At 70.3% G+C, this 23,717-nt stretch carries 22 protein-coding genes, 1 tRNA gene and 1 pseudogene; 12 read left to right on the top strand and 12 right to left on the bottom strand.

The features are described 5' to 3' along the window. Positions 1–30: 30 nt before the first annotated feature. The 3 genes from JSY14_RS11770 to JSY14_RS11780 form a co-directional block, all read right to left on the bottom strand. Positions 31–1,833, bottom strand: a complete 1,803-nt coding sequence (locus JSY14_RS11770; protein ID WP_259559346.1) for an ABC-F family ATP-binding cassette domain-containing protein — start codon at positions 1,831–1,833, stop codon at positions 31–33. Next, complete coding sequence (locus tag JSY14_RS11775) at positions 1,833–2,357, bottom strand: MarR family winged helix-turn-helix transcriptional regulator (protein ID WP_259559348.1); 525 nt, start codon at positions 2,355–2,357, stop codon at positions 1,833–1,835. The genes JSY14_RS11770 and JSY14_RS11775 overlap by 1 nt, the downstream gene beginning before the upstream one ends. 64 nt (positions 2,358–2,421) lie before the next feature. Further along, on the bottom strand, positions 2,422–3,069 hold the full coding sequence (locus tag JSY14_RS11780; protein WP_259559350.1) for a TetR/AcrR family transcriptional regulator: 648 nt from the start codon (positions 3,067–3,069) through the stop codon (positions 2,422–2,424). Positions 3,070–3,145: 76 nt separating this feature from the next. Here JSY14_RS11780 and JSY14_RS11785 point away from each other — a divergent pair. The 3 genes from JSY14_RS11785 (at position 3,146) to JSY14_RS11795 (ending at position 5,763) form a co-directional block, all read left to right on the top strand. Beyond that, positions 3,146–3,217 (top strand) — tRNA-Gln (locus tag JSY14_RS11785). 108 nt (positions 3,218–3,325) lie between these two features. Next, complete coding sequence (glmU, locus tag JSY14_RS11790) at positions 3,326–4,786, top strand: bifunctional UDP-N-acetylglucosamine diphosphorylase/glucosamine-1-phosphate N-acetyltransferase GlmU (protein WP_259559680.1); 1,461 nt, start codon at positions 3,326–3,328, stop codon at positions 4,784–4,786. Next, a complete protein-coding gene (locus tag JSY14_RS11795; RefSeq protein ID WP_259559352.1) occupies positions 4,783–5,763 on the top strand; it encodes a ribose-phosphate diphosphokinase in 981 nt (326 codons plus the stop codon). Before glmU ends, JSY14_RS11795 begins: the two co-directional genes overlap by 4 nt. 301 nt (positions 5,764–6,064) lie before the next feature. Here the strand turns inward: JSY14_RS11795 and JSY14_RS11800 are convergent. From JSY14_RS11800 to JSY14_RS11810, 3 genes and pseudogenes are all read right to left on the bottom strand, one after another. Next, positions 6,065–6,685: pseudogene (locus JSY14_RS11800) on the bottom strand (IS3 family transposase); the annotation flags it as partial. A 42-nt stretch (positions 6,686–6,727) separates the two neighbouring features. Then, positions 6,728–7,090 carry a transposase gene (locus JSY14_RS11805; RefSeq protein ID WP_259559354.1) on the bottom strand — a complete coding sequence of 121 codons (363 nt, stop codon included), beginning with the start codon at positions 7,088–7,090 and terminating at the stop codon, positions 6,728–6,730. Between the two features lie 218 nt (positions 7,091–7,308). Further along, entirely contained in the window at positions 7,309–7,434 is a 126-nt protein-coding gene (locus JSY14_RS11810) for a hypothetical protein (protein WP_259559711.1), read from the bottom strand. On the opposite strand from JSY14_RS11810, the gene JSY14_RS11815 reads away from it, so the two are divergent. Beyond that, positions 7,403–7,639, top strand: coding sequence for a C40 family peptidase (locus JSY14_RS11815; RefSeq protein ID WP_259559683.1), 237 nt, complete (start codon positions 7,403–7,405; stop codon positions 7,637–7,639). The two genes, JSY14_RS11810 and JSY14_RS11815, sit on opposite strands and share 32 nt — an antisense overlap. A 76-nt stretch (positions 7,640–7,715) precedes the next feature. Here JSY14_RS11815 and JSY14_RS11820 read toward each other — a convergent pair whose 3' ends face one another. After that, a complete protein-coding gene (locus JSY14_RS11820) occupies positions 7,716–8,126 on the bottom strand; it encodes a four-helix bundle copper-binding protein (protein ID WP_259559356.1) in 411 nt (136 codons plus the stop codon). 221 nt (positions 8,127–8,347) lie between these two features. On the opposite strand from JSY14_RS11820, the gene JSY14_RS11825 reads away from it, so the two are divergent. From JSY14_RS11825 to JSY14_RS11840, 4 genes are all read left to right on the top strand, one after another. Next, the gene (locus tag JSY14_RS11825; RefSeq protein ID WP_259559358.1) at positions 8,348–8,944 is read left to right on the top strand and encodes a YdhK family protein; all 597 of its coding nucleotides are present in this window, start codon (positions 8,348–8,350) and stop codon (positions 8,942–8,944) included. A gap of 113 nt (positions 8,945–9,057) precedes the next feature. Then, on the top strand, positions 9,058–9,594 hold the full coding sequence (locus JSY14_RS11830) for a CueP family metal-binding protein (RefSeq protein ID WP_259559686.1): 537 nt from the start codon (positions 9,058–9,060) through the stop codon (positions 9,592–9,594). A 59-nt stretch (positions 9,595–9,653) separates the two neighbouring features. Then, on the top strand, positions 9,654–10,250 hold the full coding sequence (locus JSY14_RS11835; protein ID WP_259559359.1) for a TlpA family protein disulfide reductase: 597 nt from the start codon (positions 9,654–9,656) through the stop codon (positions 10,248–10,250). Then, positions 10,250–11,017: a cytochrome c biogenesis CcdA family protein gene (locus JSY14_RS11840; RefSeq protein ID WP_259559361.1), complete on the top strand. Its 768-nt coding sequence runs from the start codon at positions 10,250–10,252 to the stop codon at positions 11,015–11,017. Before JSY14_RS11835 ends, JSY14_RS11840 begins: the two co-directional genes overlap by 1 nt. Positions 11,018–11,043: 26 nt before the next feature. Here JSY14_RS11840 and JSY14_RS11845 read toward each other — a convergent pair whose 3' ends face one another. The 4 genes from JSY14_RS11845 to JSY14_RS11860 all read right to left on the bottom strand — a co-directional run bounded on the left by JSY14_RS11845 (position 11,044) and on the right by JSY14_RS11860 (position 15,681). Further along, positions 11,044–12,120, bottom strand: a complete 1,077-nt coding sequence (locus JSY14_RS11845; protein ID WP_259559688.1) for a sensor histidine kinase — start codon at positions 12,118–12,120, stop codon at positions 11,044–11,046. 67 nt (positions 12,121–12,187) lie between these two features. After that, positions 12,188–12,901 (bottom strand): response regulator transcription factor, encoded by a 714-nt coding sequence (locus JSY14_RS11850; protein ID WP_259559363.1) that lies wholly within the window; start codon positions 12,899–12,901, stop codon positions 12,188–12,190. Then, positions 12,891–15,143: a heavy metal translocating P-type ATPase gene (locus tag JSY14_RS11855; protein ID WP_432803639.1), complete on the bottom strand. Its 2,253-nt coding sequence runs from the start codon at positions 15,141–15,143 to the stop codon at positions 12,891–12,893. The genes JSY14_RS11850 and JSY14_RS11855 overlap by 11 nt, the downstream gene beginning before the upstream one ends. A gap of 214 nt (positions 15,144–15,357) precedes the next feature. After that, the gene (locus JSY14_RS11860) at positions 15,358–15,681 is read right to left on the bottom strand and encodes a cation transporter (protein ID WP_017824292.1); all 324 of its coding nucleotides are present in this window, start codon (positions 15,679–15,681) and stop codon (positions 15,358–15,360) included. 583 nt (positions 15,682–16,264) lie between these two features. On the opposite strand from JSY14_RS11860, the gene JSY14_RS11865 reads away from it, so the two are divergent. From JSY14_RS11865 to JSY14_RS11880, 4 genes are all read left to right on the top strand, one after another. Continuing rightward, positions 16,265–16,897, top strand: a complete 633-nt coding sequence (locus JSY14_RS11865; protein ID WP_259559365.1) for a 50S ribosomal protein L25/general stress protein Ctc — start codon at positions 16,265–16,267, stop codon at positions 16,895–16,897. 166 nt (positions 16,898–17,063) lie between these two features. Next, positions 17,064–17,657, top strand: coding sequence for an aminoacyl-tRNA hydrolase (pth, locus tag JSY14_RS11870; RefSeq protein WP_259559366.1), 594 nt, complete (start codon positions 17,064–17,066; stop codon positions 17,655–17,657). Next, complete coding sequence (gene mfd, locus JSY14_RS11875; RefSeq protein ID WP_259559367.1) at positions 17,654–21,304, top strand: transcription-repair coupling factor; 3,651 nt, start codon at positions 17,654–17,656, stop codon at positions 21,302–21,304. Before pth ends, mfd begins: the two co-directional genes overlap by 4 nt. Continuing rightward, positions 21,301–22,077 carry a MazG nucleotide pyrophosphohydrolase domain-containing protein gene (locus tag JSY14_RS11880; RefSeq protein WP_259559368.1) on the top strand — a complete coding sequence of 259 codons (777 nt, stop codon included), beginning with the start codon at positions 21,301–21,303 and terminating at the stop codon, positions 22,075–22,077. Before mfd ends, JSY14_RS11880 begins: the two co-directional genes overlap by 4 nt. 69 nt (positions 22,078–22,146) lie before the next feature. Here JSY14_RS11880 and JSY14_RS11885 read toward each other — a convergent pair whose 3' ends face one another. After that, positions 22,147–23,697, bottom strand: coding sequence for a serine hydrolase domain-containing protein (locus tag JSY14_RS11885; protein ID WP_259559369.1), 1,551 nt, complete (start codon positions 23,695–23,697; stop codon positions 22,147–22,149). Positions 23,698–23,717 lie beyond the last annotated feature (20 nt).

The raw sequence follows: 23,717 nt of genomic DNA on the forward strand, positions 1-23,717 counted from the left end.
CGCGGCGGGGGCGGCCCCGCTGCGGCGTGCTCAGCCCTCGACCTGCAGCGACAGCTCCAGCCACTGCTCCTCGAGGGCATCGGCCTCGTCCTCCCAGCCGCTGATCTCCCGCATCCGCGCCGCGAGGGTCTCGAAGTCTGTCGGATCCACATGGGCCATGTCGGCCTTCGCCGTGGCCACCTGGTCCCGCAGACGCGTCATCTTCCGTTCGAGGGCCGCGAGCTCCTTCTGTGCGTCCCGCAGCTCGCGCCCCGACAGCCCCCCGTCACCGGAGGCTGTCGACGCCCCGCTCGGGGACGGCCCGGACGTCCCCGCTCCCTGCGCCCGCAGCTGCAGGTACTGGTCGACCCCACCGGGCAGGTGCCGCACCCGGCCGTCCAGCACCGCGTACTGCAGATCGGTCACCCGCTCCAGCAGGTACCGGTCGTGGGAGACGACGATCAGCGGCCCCGGCCAGGTGTCGAGCAGATCCTCCATCGCCGCGAGCATGTCGGTGTCCATGTCGTTCGTCGGCTCATCGAGCACCAGCACGTTCGGTTCCTCCAGCAGCGTCAGCAGCAGGTCCAGCCGCCGCTGTTGACCACCGGAGAGGGCCTTCACCTGCACCTTCTGATGGGCTGCGGTGAAGCCGAGCCGCTCCAGCAGCTGGCCGGGCGAGACCTCATCCTTCCCCGCGCGATACGCGGTGCGATACCGGCCGACGACCTCGCTGACGCGCTCCTCGAGATGGTCCTGCAGACCCTCGAGACGTTGAGAGACCTGCCGCACGCTCACCGTGGTGCCACGTCGCACCCTCCCGACCAGCGGTTCCAGGTCTCCGGTGATCAGGGCCAACAGGGTCGACTTCCCGGCGCCGTTCGGCCCGAGCACCCCGATGCGGTCGGCGGGACCGATGTGCAGCGTCACGTCCTGCAGCACCACCGTCGGATCCCCGGAGGCCGACGGGTACCCGGCGGTGACATCCTCCAGATCGATCACCTGCCGCCCCAGACGGCTGGTCGCCAGCTGTGTGAGCTCCACCGTGTCGCGCACCGGCGGCTCCCCGGCGATCAGCGCGTTCGCGGCGTCGATCCGGAACTTCGGCTTCGAGGTGCGGGCGGGCGCCCCGCGACGCAACCACGCCAGCTCCTTGCGCAGGAGGTTCTGGCGCTTCGCCTCCACGGCGGCGGCCTGCCGGTCCCGCTCCACCCGCTGCAGCACGTACGCGGCATAGCCGCCCTCGAAGGGGTCGACCACTCCGTCGTGCACCTCCCACATCCGGGTGCAGACCTCGTCCAGGAACCAGCGGTCGTGGGTGACAACCACCAGACCGCCGGACCGGGCCGACCAGCGGCGGCGCAGGTGCTCGGCGAGCCAGGCGATGCCCTCGACGTCGAGGTGGTTCGTCGGCTCGTCGAGGAACAGCACGTGATGCTCCTGCACCAGCAGCGACGCCAGGTGCACGCGGCGCAGCTGCCCACCGGACAGGGCCTGCAACGGCTGCTCCAGGTCGACCCCCGTGAGCAGACCGGCGAGGACGTCACGGATGCGGGCGTCACCGGCCCACTCGTGCTCGGGCCGGTCACCGACGACACGCTGCCGCACCGTGGTGTCGGCGGTGGCCTCGTCCTGCTGCCGCAGCACTCCCACCCGCACGCCGTTGCGGACGGTCACGCGGCCGGAATCGGGCGCGGCCTGCCCCGACAGCAGCCGCAGCAGGGTGGATTTGCCGTCACCGTTGCGGCCGACGACACCGATGCGATCGCCGTCCTCGATACCGAGGGTGACGGAGTCGAGCAGCACACGATCGGGCAGGGCGAGATGCAGCGCCTCAGCGCCGAGCAGATGGGCCATCAGGATCCTTCGACGGGGTCGTCCTCGAACTGCAGCAGGAGGGCGCGCAGCGCCCCGGCGAGGGCGGTCGCCTCCGCGGTCCCCAGCGGCGCCAGCAGCGTTCGCTCCGCTGCGAGCAGCCCCTCGATCGCGGTGTCCACTGCGGCTGCGCCCGCCGCCTCCAGGTGCACCCGCACGCTGCGACGGTCGCGCTCATCACGTTCACGGCGCACCAGGCCCCTCCGCTCCAGCTTGTCGAGACGCGTGGTCATGGTGCCGCTGGTGACCAGGGTCGAGCGCAGCAGCTCACCGGGGCTCGCGACACCGCCGTCGGTGCGGCGTAGCGCCGCCAGGACGTCGAACTCCCAGGCCTCGAGCTCGGCGCGGGTGAAGGCCTCACGCCGCGCCGCCTCCAGGTGACGCGCCAGACGATGCACCCGTGACATCACCGCCATGGGGGTGGTGTCGAGATCGGGCCGGGCGCGCTCCCACCCGGCGAGGATGCGATCGACCTCATCGGGACGTCTGGGGGGCGGGGTGGGCATGGGGGGAAGTCTAGGCGGTGCGCCGACAGTGCCCCCCAGGCCGCGCCTCAGTGCCGCGTCCCGGTCATGAGGCGCGCTGCGCCCTGATCCGCGGTTGCTTCTCCAGGGCTCCGAGCCCATACCAGGAGAGGTTCACCAGCCGCGCCGCGACCTCCTCCTTGGCGGGCTTGCGGTGTTCCAACCACCAGTGGCCGGTGTAGGCGACCATGCCCACCAGCATCTGGGCATACATGCCCGCGTCCCGCACGGGATACCCGTGCTGCTTCAGCTGCACCCCGAGGATCCGCTCCACGTTCCGCGCCACCTCCCCCAGCAGCACCGACAGGGTGCCGCCGTCGCCGACACCGGGGGAGTCCCGGGCGAGGATCCTGAAGCCGTCCTCGTGCTCATCGATGTAGGTGAGGAAGGCGAGGGCGGCGCGTTCCATCAGCACCCGCGGGTGGGCGCGGGGTTCCTGCAGGGAGTCCTCCAGGGCGCGCAGCAGGGTCCCGGTCTCCCGGTCGACCACCACCGCATACAGGCCCTCCTTGCCGCCGAAGTGTCCGTAGACGATCGGCTTCGACACGCCCGCGGCCGCGGCCACCTCCTCCACGGAGGTGGCGTCGTACCCCTTCTCCGCGAAGAGGCGGCGGCCCACGTCCACCAACTGCTCGCGTCGCTCTCGCCCGGTCATCCGGGCGGTGCGGGCGCGACGTCTCTCCTCGGCGGGCATGGCCGCATGATCGCACAGGGCCACCAGGGGTCGGGGCGCGGACGACGATAGGATCGGGCCCGCGCCCGCCGGGCGATCCGCCATGGTGTAATCGGCAACACCTCAGATTTTGGTTCTGATGTTTCAGGTTCGAGTCCTGATGGCGGAACGGCCGTGAGAACCGCGGCTCAGCCGACCCCCAGGAGATCCTGTGACCCTCGCTGCCCCTCCCGCACCCGCCGCCGTCATCGTGCTCGCCGCCGGGGCCGGCACGCGCATGCGTTCCGCCACCCCCAAGGTCCTCCACGAGATCGGTGGGCGTTCGCTGCTCATGCACGCGATCACTGCGGCCCGCGGCGTCGGGGCCGCGGAGCTGGTGGCCGTCGTGCGTCACGAACGCGAGCGTGTCGTCACGCATCTCGCCGAGGCCGCCCCCGAGGTCGCCATCGCGGATCAGGACGACATCCCCGGCACCGGCCGCGCCGTGCAGTGCGGCCTGGAGAAGGTCCGTGCCGCCGCCGGCACCGTGCTCGTGACCTACGGTGACGTGCCGCTGCTGGATACGCCCACCCTGCAGGCCCTGGTGGCCGAGCATGAGAGCACCCACGCCGCGGTCACCGTGCTCACCGCGCACATCGCGGACCCCACCGGGTACGGCCGCGTGCTGCGCAGCGAGGACGGCAGCGAGGTGCTCGGCATCGTCGAGCACAAGGACGCCACCGAGGCCCAGCGCGCCATCGACGAGATCAACTCCGGCATCTACGCCTTCGACCTCGAGGTGCTGCGCGACGCCCTGACCCGCATCGGCACCGACAACGCCCAGGGCGAGATGTACCTCACCGACGTGCTCGGCATCGCCCGCCAGGACGGCCGCAGCGTCCGCGCCAGCGTCACCGACGACGCGATCCTGGTCGAGGGCGCCAACGATCGGGTGCAGCTGGCGCAGCTCGGTGCGGAACTGAACCGCCGCATCCTGGAGCGCCACATGCGCGCCGGTGTGACGATCGTCGACCCGGCCACCACCTGGATCGACACCGAGGTCACCATCGGTCAGGACGTGACGATCCTTCCCGGCGTGCAGCTGCTCGGGGCCACCAGCATCGCGCAGGACGCGGTCATCGGCCCGGACTCCACCCTGCGCGACACCACGGTCGGTCAGGCAGCGGAGGTCGTGCGGACCCATTCCGTGCTCGCCGAGATCGGGCCCGAGGCGACCGTCGGGCCGTTCACCTACCTGCGACCCGGCACCGTGCTCGGCCGCAAGGGCAAGATCGGGGGCTTCGTCGAGACGAAGAACGCGCAGATCGCCGACGGCGCGAAGGTCCCGCACCTCAGCTATGTGGGGGATGCGGAGATCGGGGAGGGCAGCAACCTCGGCGCCGGCACCGTCACCGCCAACTACGACGGCGTGCACAAGCATCGGACCGTGGTCGGCCGGCACGTGCGCGTCGGATCCGACACCACGCTCGTCGCGCCCGTCACCATCGGCGATGGCGCCGCGACCGGCGCCGGCACCACGGTGCGCGAGGACGTGCCCCCGGGCGCCCTGGCCGTCTCCGCCGGACCGCAGCGGAACGTGGAAGGATGGACCGCGCGTCGCCGGGGCGGGACCGCTGCCGACGAGGCGGCCCGACAGGCCCTCACCGCGCAGACGAACGGCCGTGGCGACGGCAGCACCCCCGACGCCGGCATCACCGACGCCGGCACCACCGACACCGAGGAGCGGGAGAACCGATGAGCGGCATCGTCACCACAGGAGAGAAGCGACTGGTCCTCGCCACGGGCCGCGCCCACCCGGTCCTCGCCCAGGAGGTGGCCGAGGAGCTCGGCGTCGAGGTGCTCCCGATGGACGCCTGGGACTTCGCCAACGGCGAGATCTACGTGCGCTACGGCGAGTCCGTGCGCGGCACCGACGCCTTCGTGCTGCAGTCCCACCCCGCCCCCATCAACACCTGGCTGATGGAGCACCTGATCATGATCGATGCGCTGAAGCGAGCCTCCGCCAAGCGCATCACCGCGATCGCCCCGAGCTTCCCCTACGCCCGTCAGGACAAGAAGCACCGCGGCCGTGAGCCGATCTCCGCCCGCCTGGTCGCGGACCTCTACGAGACCGCCGGTGTGGACCGGATGATCTCCGTTGATCTGCACGCCCCGCAGGTCCAGGGTTACTTCGCCCGGCCCGTCGACCACCTCATGGCGCTGCCGATCCTCGCCGACTACGTGAGCACGCAGTACGGCCAGGAGGACATCGCGGTCGTCTCCCCGGATGCCGGCCGCATCCGTGTCGCCGAGCAGTGGGCCAAGCGCCTGGGCGGCGTCGGCCTGGCGTTCATCCACAAGTCCCGTGACCCGAAGCGCCCGAACCAGGCGGTGGCCAAGCGCGTCATCGGTGAGGTCAGCGGCAAGACCTGCATCCTCGTCGACGACATGATCGACACCGCCGGCACCATCGTGCAGGCCGTGGAGGCCCTGAAGACGCACGGGGCGAACTCCGTGGTGGTCGCGACCACCCACCCGATCTTCTCCGACCCCGCCTCCGAGCGTCTGCGCACCGCCGGTCTGCGGGAGGTCATCTGCACGAACACCCTGCCGATCCCGCCGGAGAAGCAGTTCGAGGGCCTCACGCAGCTGTCGATCGCGCCGCTGATCGCCCGCGCCATCCGCGCGGTGTTCGACGACGGCTCCGTGACGAGCCTCTTCGACGGCGAGGTCTGAGCCCGCGGCGCCGCGGCGCCTCCCCAGGCGCGGCGCGCTGCACCGAGACCGCGTCCCTGACCGCCCCTGCTCGAGGACCCCGCAGCCTCCCCACGAGGCTGCGGGGTCCTCGTGGTGTCATCGCCCTCGGGCTGGTCACGGCTGCTCGACCGCACCAAGCGGTTCCGGTGGCCCCACCATGAACGGATGGGAAAACGCTGGGGATACGGGATGAAGGTCCTGTGGAACATGTCTGCGGTCTGCCAGACGGAATTCGTCACACCGACGGGCCCTACCCCCGGATCTTGGACACGGGGTGTGATTACGCAGCCGTCGGCAGCGTAGCGGTGTTGCCGGTCTCGTAGAGGACCGGCGGGACGTAGCGGCACCACGAATGGCGTCGCTTGGTGTTGTAGGGGACGAGCCACCTGAAGACCTGCCGGCGGCAGACCAGTTCGTTGCTCCAGCAGGCGGCGTCTTGGAGAACCTCGCGCTTCATGGTGGCGTTGAACGACTCGGCCAACGCGTTGTCCGCGCTGGACCCGACGGCGCCCATGGACTGGGTGACGCCGAGCTTGCGACAGAGCTTGGCGTAGTCCTTCGAGCAGTAGACCGACCCGTGGTCGCTGTGAAATACGCTGCCCTTGAGGGTGCCCCGGGTTGCGGAGGCGGCCTTCAACGCGTCCTCGACGAGCTCGGTACGCATGTGGTCAGCGATGGCCCACCCGACAAGCCGACGGCTGTAGCAGTCGATCACGGTCGCCAGGTAGAGGTTCGTGCCGTCGGCGATCGGCAGATAGGTGATGTCGCCGACGTAGCGCAGCCCTGGCGCCGGGGCGGTGAAGTCGCTCTTGAGCAGGTCGGGGTACTTCTGGCCAGACGGTTCGGGGATCGTGGTCCGCACCCGCCGCTTCTTCACATAGCCCCGGATTCCTTGCAGCCGCGGTGCCGACGTGCTCGGCCAGCCCGTCGACGGCCGGGTTGATCACCGCGGCGACCGCGGCGGCTTGTCCGCGCTCTCGGAGGGCGTCTCCAAGAGCGCGTGTGCCTTTCCCATCAGGTCCAGCGCCGCCCTGGTCCTGGCCAGCTCGGCCTCGGCCTTCTCCGCCCGGGCCCGTAGCGCCTGCAGCTCCCGCTCGCGCCGGTCCCGCGGCTTGCTGCCCAGCCCGGACAGCGAGCCGGCGGCCGCGGCCTTGCGCCACTCGATGATGTGGGAGGTGTACAGGCCCTCCCGGCGCAGGATCTCCCCCCGCCCAGAGCGGTCCGCGGCGTCGTACTCGGCCAGGATCGCCGCTTTGAACTCGGCGGTGAACGTCCGCCTCTTGGGCCGGTCAGCACGAGGAGCCATAGCCCCATCATCGGTGCCGACGTCAGCAACCGTCATCGTCATCTCAGTATTGGTCCGTTCTCGCCCCGGGCAGTGCGAAGGTCAGCAGTGCTGGTGTCTCACCCCATCCTGACGCACAGGGTGGGCCCGCAGACCCGCGGTGCACTGAACGGCGGGGGCGCTTCGATCTCTACCGGCGGAACGTCTGCTCCGGCTCCGGCGCACTCTGCGACGAACTCTCAGCAGGCGATCGTCGACGCCGCGCGCAGCCAGGTCGGGGTCTCGTACTCGTGGGGGACCTCCAAGCCGGGTGTCAGCTTCGACTGCTCGGGGCTGAGCTCGTACGCGTACGCGCAGGCCGGCATCGCCGTGCCTCGCACCTCGTCGCAGCAGGAGGCGGCCGGCACCACGATCTCGAAGTCCGAGGCTAAGCCGGGTGACCTCGTGGTGTGGCCGAGCCACCTGGGAATCTACGCGGGCGGCAACACGGTGATCGACGCCGGCAACAGCAAGGGCTCCGTCAGCGAGCGCACCATCTGGGGTTCGCCGACCTTCGTCACCTTCCGCTGACAGCACGCCACGACGCCAGCGTAGAGGGAGCCTCGACCACCGGTCGGGGCTCCCTCTACGTGCAGAGGCAGCGGTGTCAGCCGATCGAGGCGAGCAGCTCGGCGCAGGCCTTCTCGCAGCGTCGGCAGGCCTCGGCACAGACGTTGCAGTGCTCGTGCATGCCGGCGTGCTTCTCGCACTCCTCGGCGCAGGAACGGCACGCTGCCCGACACGCCTCGAGCAGAGCACGGTTCAGGGCAACGTTGGTGCCCGTCTGACGGGACAGGACCCGACCGGTCGTCGCGCAGACGTCGGCGCAGTCCTGGTTCAGGCGAATGCACTGGGTCAGCTCCGCCACCATGTCCTCGGCCAAGCAGGCGTCCGCGCAGGCGGTGCAGGTCTGGGCACACTCGAAGCAAGCCTCGATGCACTCAGCGAGCTTCTGCTGGTCGATGCTGCCGAGGTCCTTGGGGTAGGTCTGAAGCATGGATGCGACGTGATGGGTCATGGTTCTGCTCCTTCTCGCTCCGAACGGACCGGCGGATAGCGGCCCGCCCTGACGACGATAGTCAGGCCATCACGAGAGACGGAAGCGAGTGGACCGTGCGTTCGGAGGCAGGACGAAGAGACTGGTCAGCGCTGTGCTCAAGACATCGAGACGTGATCTTGAGGGGACCTTGATCTGGGGGTCCTAGGCTCGTGCAAAATGTCCTCTGGCTAGGAGAAATCATGCGTTCTCGTCGCTCTTTCGGTCGTTTCGCGGCGGTCGTCGTCACCGGTGCGATTGTGCTTGCCGGATGCACTGACAGCGGGTCTGACGAAGGTCAGACCTCGGGCGGGTCGGCGGCGGCCGAGACGTCCGAAGCGTCCGATAGTGGCGGCCACGGGGGCATGGAGCATCCGATGGATGGTGGCCCGGCACCGGAGGGGATGGCACCGGCGGAGGATCCCGAGTTCCCTGTCGGCACGGAGGTGACGCTCACGGCGGACCACATGGAGGGCATGGAGGGCGCGACGGCGACGATCTCCGGTGCCTTCGACACCACCACGTACGCGGTCAGCTTCACCCCGACCGATGGTGGCGATCCGGTCACCGACCACAAGTGGGTTGTTCACGAGGAGCTCGAGGACCCGGGCGAGGCACCGCTGGCGGAGGGCACCGAGGTGGTGATCATCGCCGATCACATGGCGGGTATGGAGGGTGCTGAGGCCACCATCGACAGTGCCACCGAGGAGACCGTGTACATGGTCGACTTCGAGGCCGACGGGATGATGATGACGAACCACAAGTGGGTCGTCGAGAGCGAGATCGAGCCCCTCCAGTGAACTCCCCGGCAAGACCGCGTAGCGCGTTGGGTCCCTCCGGCGGTGGATCCCGCCGCGGGATCGGCCAGCTGCCCCGACGATCACTCTTGATCGGTGTCGGACTGCTCCCGTTCGTGGTCGCTGGCTGTGGGATCCGCGGAGCTGAGGACGCTCCCGTCACGGGAGATGAGGACCTGCTCCGGGAACATGGGTTCGCTGACGCCGACGCACAGGAGATCATCGACCAGCTTGAAGCGCTCCCGGTGGCTGAGCGACCGCAGAACCTGATCGCCAGCGTCACCGCGACATCCCTTCAGCTCAGTGACGATGCAGGGCGCGAGGCCGAGCTGCCCCTTCCCGAGGACCAGTTCTACTTGTCGGTGGCCCCGTTCGTCGAGACCACCCACGAGTGCGCCTTCCACAGCCTGACCACGTGCCGCGGAGAACTGCGCAGCCGCGAGCTCACCGTGAGCGTGGTCGACAGCAGCTCGGGCGAGGTCCTTGAGGAGGGCACTCGCACCACGCACGACAACGGGTTTGTCGGTTTCTGGTTGCCGCGCGGGATCACCGCCGAGCTCACGTGCGCCCTCGAGGACGTCACAGGGACCGCGTCCATCTCGACCCAGGCGGAGGATGATCTGACCTGTCTGACCAGTCTCCAGCTGACGTGAGCAGGTGAAGCACCCGGTCCGCCTTCTGGCATTCGGTGGTCAGCCCAACTGGGCGGAGCGTGACACCACGCCTGAGTCGTCGGACCACGCTCCGACTGGGCGGGAGCCTGCTCGTCCTCGCGCCCCTTCTTGCGGCGTGCAGCAGTTCTTCGGACGCCGCGAGCGAGGCGAACGCCGGGTACGTCTCCGGCGATGGTGTCGTCGTCGAGATCCCCCCGGAGGGACGCGCCGATCCTCTGGAGATTCGGGGAACCACCGACGACGGCGACGACTTCGACTCCACGGCGCTGCGCGGTGCACCCTTGCTGATCAACGTCTGGTATGCGTCGTGTCCGCCATGCCGGGTTGAAGCGCCGGCGCTGAAGGCCGTGCACGCCGAATACGGCTCCCTGGGCGTGCAATTTGTGGGCGCGAACACCCGAGATAAGGCCGGGCCGGCTGCCGCGTTCGAGGAGACCTTCGGGATCACCTATCCATCGATCCCAGACCCCGACGGGGCCGTGATCGCGTCGATGGACGGCAGCGTCTCGCCCAACGCGGTCCCCACGACGTTGATCCTCGATGCTGAAGGGCGAGTAGCTGCCCGGATCACGGGCGCGGCCGACCAGAGCACCCTGGAGAGTCTCCTGGACGCCGTGCTGGAGGAGGGTGCCTGATGGGTGAAATGTTCGCCACCACCGTGCTGAGTGGGCCCCTGGCCGTGGCGCTCCTGCTGTCGATGGTGGCCGGTCTGGTCGCGTTCCTCTCCCCGTGCGTGCTGCCGGTGGTTCCTGGCTACCTCGGATACATCACCGGCCTCACCGGACAGAACACCAGCCCGCGCAGTCCCAGCGATCCGGGTGAGCGTCCAGGGCGTTTGGTCGCCGGCGCGGTGCTGTTTGTCGCCGGGTTCACCGCGGTATTCCTGGTCATCGGCGGATTCGTCGGCGCGATCGGGGCGCTGATCGTCCAGTACACCAGCGCGATCAATCGGATCTCCGGGGTGCTGGTCATCCTCATGGGCCTGGTGTTCGTGGGGATCTTCCCCCGGCTCTCGGGTGAGAAACGGATCCGGAAGCGCCCCGATGCCGGACTCGCCGGCGCACCTTTGCTTGGGATCACGTTCGGCTTCTCCTGGACCCCGTGCATCGGCCCGACGTTCGCCGCGGTCGCGGCGCTCAGCCTCGGGGAGGCTTCTGCCAGCCGCGGCGCCCTCCTCGCCTTCGGTTACGCGATCGGGCTCGGGGTCCCGTTCATCCTCTTCGCCCTCGTGTTCCGGCGAGCCCTGGGCATCTCCAGAGTGCTGTCCCGGCATCGCCGCACGCTGCAGATCGTCGGCGGGTCCGTCCTGATCACCATCGGGCTGCTGCTGGTCTCCGGGGTGTGGGAGCAGTGGATGGCATTGCTGCAGGTACGAGTCGGTAACTTCACCACGATCGTCTAAGGGGCGGCCCTCCGTGCGCGGCGGGCTCAGCGGTCAGCGGTCGCTCCAGGAAGCCGGATGGTGAAGGTGGCTCCCTGTCCGGGCCCCTCACTGGCTGCGGACATGGTTCCACCGTGCGCATCGACCAGGGCGCGGCTGATCGTCAGACCGATACCTGACCCGGAGTCCTCACGGGTGCGAGCGCTGTCGGCGCGGAAGAAACGTTCGAACAGGCGTGACCGGTCCTCGGCGGTGAAACCCTCGCCGTTGTCCGCCACAGAGATCACCACGGTGCCGCCCTCCATCGTGGCCGAAAGCGTGACGGTGCCTCCGGGCGAGGTGTGCCGCAGGGCATTGCTCAGGAGGTTTCCGAGTACCTGGGCGAGGCGGTCCGGGTCGGCGTGAATGATCGGTGATCGGCGCATAACGAAATCTCGTCGCAATGCCACACCCGCTGCCTCGAACCTCTCCTCCCATTCCTGGAGTGTTGAGCCCAGCAGGTCGCGGACCGACGTTGGCCGCAGCTCGACCGGGAGCTGTCCCTCTTCGGCACGGGACACCTCGCTGATGTCGTCGGTCAGCCGGGACAGGCGTATGGTCTGACCGGCAAGGATGGGCATGGCCGCCTCCGGCTCGATGACACCATCAGCCATCGCCTCGTGATGTGCCGAGAGAGTAGCAATGGGAGTACGTAGCTCGTGGGCGAGGTCAGAGAGCAGCCGGCGGCGATTCTCTTCGACGGCATCTAGGCGTGCAGCCATGTCGTTGAGCGTGGCGGCCAGAGAGTCCAGCTCGGTTCCCGCGCCGAGGGCGGGCACCCGAGTGGAGTAGTGGCCTCGGGAGAGTTCGTCCACGGCCAGGGTGAGGCGGTGGAGCGTCTGCCGGAGTCGTCGCGCCAGTCTCCAGGTGACCAGGCCTGCCGCTAGGAGGGAGACCACCAGTCCGACCCCCAGGGCGAGGGCGAGAGCGTCACGGTAGGCGCGCTCGATATGCAGAATCTCAGCGCTGCCCACCGGAAGAGCAGTCTGGAGCAGGTGATAGTGGAAGACGGCGGGTCCGATCATCACCGTCAGAGCGGTGATGCTGACGGCGCCGGCACACAGCACGATGAGCTGGCCGATCATCAAACGTGAGGCGAGGCTCGTGCCGGGGCGGATCGTTCTGGCCGATGAGCGGGGATCAGTCACGCCCTCACCCCTTCCCCATCCGGTACCCGATACCGCGGACCGTGGTGACATACCGTGCCGAACCCGCTGTCTCGTCCAGTTTTCGTCGCAGGTTGGCAATATGCACATCGACGAGATGGTCATCTCCGATCCAGGAACCACCCCAGACGGCTTCCATCAGCTGGTGGCGGCTGAAGACCTGGCCCGGCCGACGGGCCAGAGTCATAAGCAGTCCCCTCTCGGTGGGGGTCAGCGGGACTGGTTGGCCAGCGAGCCGCACCTCCTGGGCGGCCGTATCGATCTCAAGCTCTCCGAACGCGCGCACCGTGCCCGAAGGCGCGGTCCCGGGCTCGCCGCGGGGCCGCCGCAGCACGGCCTGGACCCGGGCGACAAGTTCACGCACGCTGAACGGTTTGGTGAGGTAGTCATCCGCGCCCACCGACAGTCCCACCAGACGATCAACCTCCTCTGATCGCGCCGTCGTGATCAGCACGTAGCAGTCGGAGAAGGCGCGGATCCTCCGCATCACCTCCAAGCCATCGAGGCCAGGCAGGCCGAGATCGAGGATGATCACGTCCGGTGACAAGGCGCGGGCTACCTCCACCGCCTCCGGACCGCTTCGCGCGCTCCCCGTGGCGTAGCCGGCCTTCACGAGGTATGCCTGCACGACGTCCGAGAGCGCGACTTCGTCTTCGACAACGAGAACCGTCGCTGCAACTCGAGCCGATTCACTCCTCATGGGCTCCAGTCTGGTCTCCGTTCCTGGGCGCCGTGGAGGTCCTGCTCGAGTCCGACCGGGAGCTGGCCGAGCCCGCGCGGCTCGAAGACTGGGTCGTCGACACCGAGGTCGAGCTCTCGCGGCCGGCCAGGCGCGCCGCGCTCTTGGCAGGGGTCAGATCCAGTCGGCGCAGCATCTGCGCATTCAAGGCCACAACGACAGTGGACAACGACATCAGGATCGCGCCGACCGACATGGGCAGCACGAACCCGATCGGCGCCAGGACACCGGCGGCCAGCGGAACGGCGGCGATGTTGTACCCGGCAGCCCACCACAGGTTCTGCTTCATCTTGCGGTAACTGGCACGGGAGAGCTGGATTACCGAGAGCACCGAGCGGGGATCGTCGGAGGCCAGGATCACGCCGGCGGAGGCGATCGCGACGTCGGTGCCGGCACCGATCGCGATGCCGACGTCGGCCTGCGCGAGGGCGGGGGCATCGTTGACGCCGTCGCCGACCATCGCCACGGCTCGTCCGTCGCGCTGGAGCTCGAGGACCTTCTCGCTCTTGTGCTCCGGGCGCACCTGGGCGAAGACCTGGTCGATACCGAGCTCGCCGGCCACGGCGCGGGCAACGGGCTGGGCATCGCCCGTGATCATGACGACGCGGATTCCCAGCTCATGCAGGGCGTCGACGGCCTCGCGAGATTCCTGGCGCACTTCGTCGGCCAGGCCGATCGCTCCCGTGACCTGCCCGTCGAGGAGGACATGGAGGACGATCGCTCCGTCGGCCGACCACGACCCGGTCGCCGGCAGCGGCTGGTGACCGTGCTCGGCCAGCAGGTTGGGTCCGCCGACCTGGACGGTGCGCCCGTCCACGGTCGCGCTGACGCCGACTGCGGTGGTGGACTGGAACTCGGTGGCGCGCGGCACGTCGAGTCCGCGTTCCGCGGCAGCGGCGGCGATCGCCCGGGCGAGCGGGTGCTCGCTGTCGGCCTCGGCCGCGGCGGCCAGCGCGAGCAGCTCGTCCTCGTCCAGGGTGCCGACGGTGGTGACGTGGTTCAGGGCGGGCTCGCCCTTGGTCAGCGTGCCCGTCTTGTCGAACAGGACGGTGTCAATGGTGCGCATCCGCTCCAGGGCGGCGCGCTCCTTGACCAGGACGCCGCCCTTCGCGGCCCGCTCGGTCGAGATGGACACCACCAGCGGGATCGCCAGACCTAGCGCGTGAGGGCAGGCGATGACCAGAACGGTGATCGCGCGGACCAGTGCACTCTCGGGCACCCCGACGACTGTCCACACGATCGCGGTGACGATCGCCGCGATCAGCGCGTACCAGAACAGCCAACCGGCGGCTCTGTCCGCGAGCAGCTGGGCCCGGGTCGTGGAGGATTGGGCGTTGGCGACCAGGCGCTGGATGCCGGACAGGGCGGTGTCCTCACCGATCGCGGTGACGCGCACGCGCAGCGCGTTGTCCGTGGCCACCGTGCCGGCGACGACCTGATCACCGATCTCGCGACGCACGGGGCTGGACTCGCCGGTGATCATCGACTCGTCGACGTCGGCGCCACCATCGATGACTTCCCCGTCGGCCGGGACCCGGCCACCGGGTCGCACGATCACGACGTCTCCGAGCTGCAGCTCGGCCGGGGAAACCGCGACGATGTCCTCGCCCTCGATCTTCTCGGCCTGGTCGGGCAGGAGCGCGGCCAGGGAATCCAGCGCGGAGGAGGTCTGCGCGAGGGAGCGCATCTCGAGCCAGTGGCCCAGCAGCATGATCGCGATCAGGAGGGCGAGCTCCCACCAGAAATCGAGCTCGTGGGAGAGCAGTCCGAGGCTGGCGCCGAGCGAGGAGACGAAGGCGACCGTGATCGCCATCCCGATCAGGAGCATCATGCCGGGCTTGCGGTCCCGGATCTCCTCGATCGCTCCGGTCAGGAACGGTCGACCGCCCCACAGGTACATGACCGTGCCCATGACCGGCGAGACCCACGGCACCCAGGCCGCGTCCGGCAGCGCATAGCCGAGCAGGTCGGCGAACATCCCGTTCAGCAGTACCGTCGGGATAGCAAGGACGAGCATGATCCAGAACAGCCGACGGAACATCCCCACGTGATCACCATGACCCGCATGGCCCCCGTGACCCGACATGTCGTGCCCCGCGTGCGGGTCGTGGTGCTCGTGGCCCGTCATGTCGTGCTCACCGTGCCCGGTCATGTCATGGCCGGTGTGCGTGGCGGTCGGCAGGGCATGCCCCTCGTGCGCCATCTGCTCGGCATCGTAGCCGCCATGACGGTCCCCGCCCGGCGGAGCGTCCGCCGGGCCGTGTGGGCCCGTGCCGCGGTGATGCCCGTGCTGGGCCATGTCGTGCCCGGCGTGGTCGGGTTCGGGGGTAACCGGGTGGTCGTGGCGGTGGTGGTGGGGGTGCTCATGGTGTCCCTTCCGCAAGGCCCCGGACGGGGCTGGGTGTTGCCGGGGTGGGTCAGGCGTCGGCCACGGTGTAGCCGGCCTCCGCGACGGCGGCGCGGACGGCGGCCGGTGCGGCAGCTCCGGCCACGGTCACGGTGGAGATCCCACCGGGCGCCAGGTCGATCCGTACTTCCTCCACGCCCTCGAGAACGGTGATTGCCGTGGTCACGCTGTCGGCGCAGTGACCACAGGTCATGCCCCGCACCGGGTACGTCGTGGTCTCGGCCGCGGACGTCGCAGTCGCCTCAGCAGCGGCGCGGTCCTCCACCGGGGCGGTGGCGCAGCAGGAACAGCCGGTGGAAGCCATCGGCAGGGGTCGAAGTGTCTCGGGGCTCATGAGGTACTCCTCGCATCAGAGGGTGCAGCAGCGGCGGAAACTGTCGTTGCTCCCCTCAGTTTTATACCCCCCGGGGGTATTTGGCAAGTGATCCACTGCGGGAGCATGGGGTCGACCGGTTGCTCGGTGCCGGCTGCGCGGCTGTCGTCGGACACGCTCTCGTCCGCGATCGACGAACGGCCGAGCCTGCCCGTCCTGCTGCTCGCAGTTGCGTGCGGCGCCGCCATTAGCAGGAACCCCTGAAATCACGCCCGCGGCCCGGGCAGCCGCTTTTGAGCTATTAAGGTCGCCCGCTACTGAGCGCGGCGGCGTCCCCGACGCACCATCCCGGCCTCCGGCCGCGGAGCTGCCCCCCCGAGGCGGCGGAACTCCGGTTCCGCCGCCTCGGCGCATGCGTGGGCCGTGATCGACCTCGCAGCCCCGGGCGGTCCCGGACTGCTGACGGCCCACCGGCGGGGCGCTACGATGTCGGGGTACTTCGGCGAGGGGAGCTGCGGCTCCCGTGATCGACGCGGTACGACCCTCGGGATGCCCCGGTGGCGCGTACCCTCGCCACCACCTCCGATCCCCGAGGAGCCACACCATGGCCGAGAAGCTCTCCGTCGAGCTGCGCGAGGACTTCGGCAAGGGCGCCGCCCGCCGGATCCGCCAGCAGGACAAGATCCCCGCCGTCCTCTACGGCCGCGGGTCCGACCCGATGCACCTGGTGCTGCCGGGTCACGAGACCGCCCTGGCGGCGCGCAACAGCAACGCCCTGCTCGAGCTCGTCCTGCCCGACGGCTCCAGCGAGCTGGGCATGCTCAAGGACATCCAGCGCCACCCGCTCACCCGCATCATCAGCCACATCGACCTGCTGCTGGTCAAGCGCGGCGAGAAGGTCCAGGTGGACGTCCCCGTCACCGTCACCGGCGAGCCGGTGCCCCCGGCCATCTCCGTGCTGGATCTCCAGAACCTCACCATCGAGGTCGACGCCCTCAACGTCCCGGAGAACATCGAGGTCTCCGTCGACGGCCAGGAGGAGGGCTTCCAGATCTTCGCCGGCGACGTCACCCTCCCCGCCGGTGCCGAGCTCATCAACGACCCGGAGCTGCTCGTCGTCGGCGTGCAGGTGCCGAAGGTCGAGGAGGAGTCCGAGGATGAGGCCGAGGGCGAGGAGACCGAGGGCGAGGAGTCCGAGGGCGGCGAGTCCGAGGGCGGTGCCTCCGAGGAGGAGTGACCCGCGGCGGGACGAGCGCGCGCCCGGCGAGCCGTCGTCCCGCTCACCCCAGCCCACCGGGGCGTCGCGCACTGTCGCGGCGCCCCGGTACCGTTGACGGGGCCCTGCCCGCCGGGGCCCCGTCGGATCGCGGCACCGCGCCGCACCGGCCCCGGGAAGGACGCGCATGAATTCCACCCACCTGATCGTCGGCCTCGGCAACCCGGGCCCGCGCTACGCCGCCACGCGCCACAACATCGGGCAGATGGTGCTCGATCACCTCGCCGGCGGTACTGCGTTCAGCGCCGCCCGCCGTGCCCAGGCCGTCGTCGTCGAAGGACGGATGGGCGACCCGGTGACCGGCACCCGCACGATCCTCGCCAAGCCGACCACGTTCATGAACACGTCCGGCGGTCCCGTGAAGGCCCTCGCCTCGTACTACTCCGTCGATCCGGCGCACGTGATCGTGGTGCATGACGAGGTCGACATCCCCTTCGACACGATCCGCCTGAAGCAGGGTGGAGGGGAAGGTGGCCACAACGGTCTGCGCGACATCTCCAAGGCCCTCGGCACCCGCGACTACCTCCGGGTCCGCGTCGGTGTCGGACGCCCACCGGGCCGACAGGGCACCGCCGACTTCGTCCTGGCCCCGTTCAACTCCACCGAGCGCCGCACCCTCGACGTGCTCATCGCCGAGGCCGCCGATGCGGTGCAGATGCTCGTCCTCGACGGTCTGCTCTCCGCGCAGCAGCGCGTCCACGCCCCCCGGGAGGGTGCATGACAACCACCGGACCAGACCGAGCCCACGAGGCCGCGCCGCTTGCGCCGCTGCTGACCCTCCTCGCACAGGGGGAGGACCTCACGGGTCTGCGTGAGGCCGTGGCCGACGCGGGGCGCGAGACCGTGCGCATGATCGCGCCGACCGGCCTGCATCCGCTCGCGGCCGCGGACCTCGCCGCCCGCGCCACGGTGGAGGCCCCGCTGGTGGTGGTCACCGCCACCACCCGCGCGGCAGAGGACGTCGCCGCGGCCCTCGGCGCCCTGATCGGTTCGGAGGGGGTGGCACAGTTCCCCGCCTGGGAGACCCTCCCGCATGAGCGTCTCTCCCCGCGCTCCGACACCGTCGCCGCGCGCCTGGCGACCCTGCGGCGCCTTGCCCACCCCGAGGAGGGGCAGGGGGTGCGCGCCCTGGTGCTGCCGGTGCGCAGTCTGATCCAGCCCATCGCCACCGGGCTGGGGGACCTCGCACCGGTGCGGGCGCAGGTGGGTGACGACCACCCCCTGGAGCAGCTGGTCGAGGAACTCGTCGGCGCCGCCTACACCCGCGTGGACATGGTCGAACGGCGCGGGGAGTTCGCCGTGCGCGGCGGCATCCTCGATGTCTTCCCGCCCACCGAACCGCATCCCGTGCGCGTGGAACTCTTCGGCGACGAAGTCGACGAGATCCGGTGGTTCTCCGTCGCCGACCAGCGTTCCCTCGAGGCCGTCCCGCACGGCCTCGACGCTCCGCCCTGCCGGGAGATCCTGCTGACCGACGAGGTGCGCGAGCGCGCCCGCAGCGCGGCGCAGCAGCTGCCCGGTGTGCGCGACATGCTCCTGAGTCTCGCCGACGGTATCGCCGTCGAGGGCATGGAATCCCTCGGCCCGGTGCTGGTCGACGGAATGGAGCAGGTCATCGATGTGCTGCCCGAGCACAGCCAGGTGCTGGTGCTCGACCCGGAACGCGTCGGTGCCCGCGCCGAGGAGCTCGTCTCCACCACCGAGGAGTTCCTCGCGGCCGCCTGGTCCACCGCTGCCGCGGGTGGGGGCATGCCGGTGGATGTCGGATCCGCGAGTTTCCTCACCCTGCAGGAGGTCCGTGATCACGCCTCCACCGTCGGACTCGGCTGGGCGGAGATCGCCCCCTTCGGCTGGGACGACGCCGACGTCACGGCCGCCGCGACCGCCCACCCCGGGTACACCGGATCCACGGCTTCGGCCGCGAAGGACCTCACCACCCGCCGCGCCGACGGCTGGGCCACCGTCCTCACGTTCACCGGCGCCGGGGCAGCCCGCCACGCCGCCGAGAACCTCCAGACCGAGGGCGTACCCGCCCGGTACGTCGAGCGCTTGCAGGAGGTCCCCGCCGCCGGGGAGGTGCTCGTCACGACCGCGCCGCTCATCGACGGGCTCGTCGATCCGGGGCTGCACCTGCTGCTGGTCACCGAACGCGATCTCACCGGCAAATCCGGGACCCGCCGCGGCGGCGGCGACCGACGCATCGCCGTGAAGCGGCGCAACGCCGTCGATCCGCTGCAGCTGAGCCCCGGGGACTACGTGGTCCACGCCCAGCACGGCGTCGGCCGGTTCGTCGAGATGACCAGCCGCACCGTCGGCGTGGGCGCGAAACGCACCACCCGCGAGTACCTCGTCATCGAATACGCCCCCAGCAAGCGCGGCCAGCCGGGGGATCGTCTCTCGGTGCCCTCCGATCAGCTCGACCAGGTCACCAAGTACGTCGGTGGGGAGGAGCCGTCCGTCAACCGGATGGGCGGCTCCGACTGGGCGAAGACGAAGTCCCGCGCCCGCAAGGCCATCCGGGAGATCGCCGACGAACTGGTGCGGCTGTACTCCGCGCGGCAGCACGCCCAGGGACATGCCTTCGCCCCCGACACCCCGTGGCAGGGCGAGCTGGAGGACGCCTTCGAGTTCGTGGAGACGCCCGACCAGCTCACCGCCATCGAGGACGTCAAGAGGGACATGGAGAAGGCCGTCCCGATGGACCGGCTGATCCTCGGTGATGTCGGCTACGGCAAGACCGAGATCGCGGTGCGCGCCGCCTTCAAGGCCGTCCAGGACGGCAAGCAGGTGGCGGTGCTGTGCCCGACGACACTGCTGGCCAAACAGCATCTGGAGACCTTCACCGAGCGCTACGTCGGTTTCCCCGTCACGGTGAGGGGTCTGTCCCGCTTCACCGAGGCCCGCGAGTCGGAGGAGACCATCCGCGGACTCGCTGACGGCACCGTCGACGTCGTCATCGGCACCCACCGTCTGATCACCGGTCAGGTGCGGTTCAAGGACCTGGGCCTGGTGATCATCGACGAGGAGCAGCGTTTCGGTGTCGAGCACAAGGAGACGCTGAAGGCGATGCGCACCAGCGTGGATGTGCTGTCCATGTCGGCCACCCCCATTCCGCGCACCCTGGAGATGGCCGTCACCGGCATCCGGGAGATGTCCACCCTCTCCACCCCGCCGGAGGAGCGCCACCCCGTCCTCACCTACGTCGGAGCGGAGGAGGACAAACAGGTGGCCGCCGCCATCCGCCGGGAGCTGCTGCGCGAGGGCCAGGTGTTCTACATCCACAACCGGGTGGAGGACATCGACCGGGTCGCGAGCAGGCTGCGGGACCTCGTGCCCGACGCCCGCGTCGAGGTCGCCCACGGGAAGATGAACGAGCACCAGCTCGAGCGGGTGATCGTCGACTTCTGGGAGAAGCGTTTCGACGTCCTGGTGTGCACCACCATCGTGGAGACCGGTCTGGACATCGCCAACGCCAACACCCTCATCGTCGAACGCGCCGACACCTTCGGCCTGTCGCAGCTGCACCAGCTGCGCGGTCGCGTGGGCCGCTCCAGCGAACGCGCCTACGCGTACTTCCTCTACGACGGCTCCAAGCCGCTGACCGAGACCGCCCACGACCGCCTCACCACCCTCGCCCAGAACACCGACCTCGGGGCCGGTATGCAGGTGGCGATGAAGGATCTCGAGATCCGCGGCGCCGGCAACCTGCTGGGCGGGGAGCAGTCCGGGCACATCGCCGGGGTCGGTTTCGACCTGTACGTGCGGATGGTGGGGGAGGCCGTGGCGGCGTTCCGCGGCGAGAGCACCGCCCCCGTCAAGGACGTCAAGGTGGAACTGCCGCTGGACGCCCACGTGCCGCACGACTACATCCCCTCCGAGCGTCTGCGCCTGGAGGCGTACGCGAAGATCGCCGGGGCCGAGGACCTCACCGCGCTGCAGGAGGTCCGCGAGGAGCTCACCGACCGGTACGGTGCGCCGCCCGCCCCGGTGGAGGTGCTGTTCGACGTGGCCCGGTTCCGGCTGGAGTGTCGCGCGGTCGGTGTCGACGAGGTGATGGTCCACGGCCGCTCCATCCGGTTCTCGCCGGTGGTTCCCGCTGACTCCGCCGTGATGCGGATGAAGCGCCTGTACCCCGGCACCACGCTCAAACCGGCTGTGCGGCAGGTGCTGGTGCCTCGTCCGACGACCTCCCGCGTCGGCGGCGACGACCTGCGCGACCACGAGCTGCTGGAATGGTGCCGCACCGTGCTGCGGCGACTCCTGCCCGGTGCGGCCGAGACTCTCGACGCCCTCGACCCCGCCTCCGGGGACACCGGCACCGGAGACGGAGCCGACGCGACCGCACGCCCCACCGGAACTGCGTCATGAGCGTCGCGGATTCCGGGCGCGAGAGCGCGTCGGCGCCGCGCGGGAGTCAGCTGCTGCGCGCGGTCGAGGTGATGGAGGCGCTGCGCGCTCCCGGTGGTGACGCCTGGAGCGCCGAACAGACCCACCACTCCCTCGCCCGGTACCTGCTGGAGGAGACCCACGAGGTGCTCGAGACGATCGACGCGCCCACCTCCGCGGGGACCGATGGCGCCCTGCCGCCGCTCGTCGACGAACTCGGGGACCTGCTCTTCCAGATCCTGTTCCACGCCCGCATCGGGCAGGAGGAGGAGCCCGCCTGGGATGTGGACGACGTGGCGCGCGCCTTCGTCGCGAAGATGGAGCGCCGCAACCCGCACGTGTTCGGTCCCGACGCCGACCGGGTCCTCCGCGACCGCGGCGACGTCGAGGCGATCATCCGCCAGTGGCATGCCGCCAAGGCCGCCGAGCAGGCCGCAGCGCGATCCGGCGAGCAGGCCGCTGAGGACGATGCCGTGCCGGGGCCGCGCGATCCCTTCGCGGGGATCCCCCGGCAGCTGCCCGCCCTGCAGCGGGCGGCGAAGGCCGTCCACCGTACCCGCTCGTCGGGGGATCTGTCGGATCTGCTCGCGCGGGCCGATGCGGCGGGGGAGGAGCTTGCCGCGGATCCCGCGATCGGTCCGGAGGGCGCGCACACAGCCCGCGCCCTGCTGGACCTGGTGGTCGCCGCAGAGGCCCGAGATCAGGACCCCGAGAGCCTGCTGAGGTCCCTCCTGGCGCGCCTGGCGCGGCGCTGAACGCCGCGGCGGCGCGTCCACCAGAGACCGCGACCGTCCGGCATAGACTGGGCGCTCGCGGCAGGCGGGTCAGGGCGCGTCGATGTGCTCCGGCAGGGTGTACTCCTCCGACGGCACAGCGAGCTGACCGGTGTCGATGATGCCGGTGCAACGGCCGTCCTCCCAGCGGGCCAGGACGTCCTCCGCCCAGGAGCCGTACCCGGCATCCCCCCAGGTCGCGAGGCGCACACAGTCGGTGCCGTCCTGGATGGGATCCGGGGTCGTGCCGGCGACGGCCAGTTCGACGGCGCCGTCGGCGGGGTCGAGCGCCGCAGCGCCGAGGTCGAAGAGACGGTCCCCGAGGATCGCGAGACGGGTGCGTCCCCACAGGGAGTCGTAGGTCCCCGCGATCGCCTGGGCCACCCGCCGTGCCGGGATCTCGTCGTCCCCGATCCGCACCGGCGGCTGATCGGCAAGCGGGGCCGGGCGCGGCCGTCCCGCCCCGGCACCGCCCTGCGCGGCGGGACCCTCATGGGACTCCGCGCCGGGCGCCGGTGCGCCGTGAGCCAGGGCCAGCAGTCCGAGGATCCCGGCGGCGAGGTCACTGGCGGGGGCATCGGGCGCCGTCCCGATCACGCTCACGACCAGGCGGCTCTCCGGCACCACCCAGGTGCGGGAGAGTCCCGTGGGGAAACCCCCGGAATGACCGATCACACCGAAACCGTGGAAGGTCCCCTCCTGCAGGCCGAGGCCGTAGTGGCCGCCCTCGCGGACCGTCCACACCCGGCGGCGCATCTCCCGCACGGAGCGGGGCTGCAGCACCTCGCCGTCGCACAGCACCCGGCCCACGGCGGTCGCGATCGACCCGGCGGTGGCCCAGAAACCGGTGGCGGCCGCGAGAGCGCCGGTGGGGATCTGCGCGACGGTCCGACGGGGTCCGTGCACCGGCGTGGTGTGCCCGGCGGCGAAACCGGCGGGATCCGCGGGGCCCGGGGCGTCCACCGGGAGATCCGGGCCCACAGCCTCCACCCCGAGGGGATCCAACACCAGGCGCTGCACGGCCTCGGCGAAGGTCGCGCCGGAGACGGCTTCGATGATGAGCCCGAGCAGGCCGTAGCCGATGTTGGAGTACTGGAAGTGGTCACCGGCCGCGGTCAGGACGATCGGGCCGCGGCACAGCTCGATCAGCGCCTCCCGGTCGGGGAAGCGCGTGGCCAGCTGCCACCAGCGGGAGTCCGCGCTGTCCCGCGTCACCCCCGCCGAGTGGGAGAGCAGGTCCCGGACGGTCCGGTCGGCGACCGGCGCGTCGGCGAGCTGCGGCACATGGTCTGCGACGGTGTCGTCCAGACGCAGCCGCCCATCCTCGACCAGGCGCATCACCGTCATGGCGCAGAACATCTTCGAATGGGAGGCGATGCGCAGGCGATGGGTGGTGCGCAGGGGGATGTCCGCGGTGAGGTCCGCGGTGCCGACCGCCACCTCCGTGACCAGTTCCCCCTCGTGCCAGATCGCTGCCTGGATCCCGGTCAGGGATCGGGTGCGCACGACTGTCGCGAGCCAGTCCTCGAGGATCGCGCCGGCGGAGTCGACGGCCTCCCGGGGGAGGGTGCGTCCCAAGGACGGTCGGGAGAGGTCGGTCACGGTGTCCTCCGGGGTCTCGC

Origin of the sequence: Brachybacterium sillae (assembly GCF_025028335.1) — a bacterium.
Taxonomy (GTDB): Bacteria; Actinomycetota; Actinomycetes; order Actinomycetales; family Dermabacteraceae; genus Brachybacterium; species Brachybacterium sillae.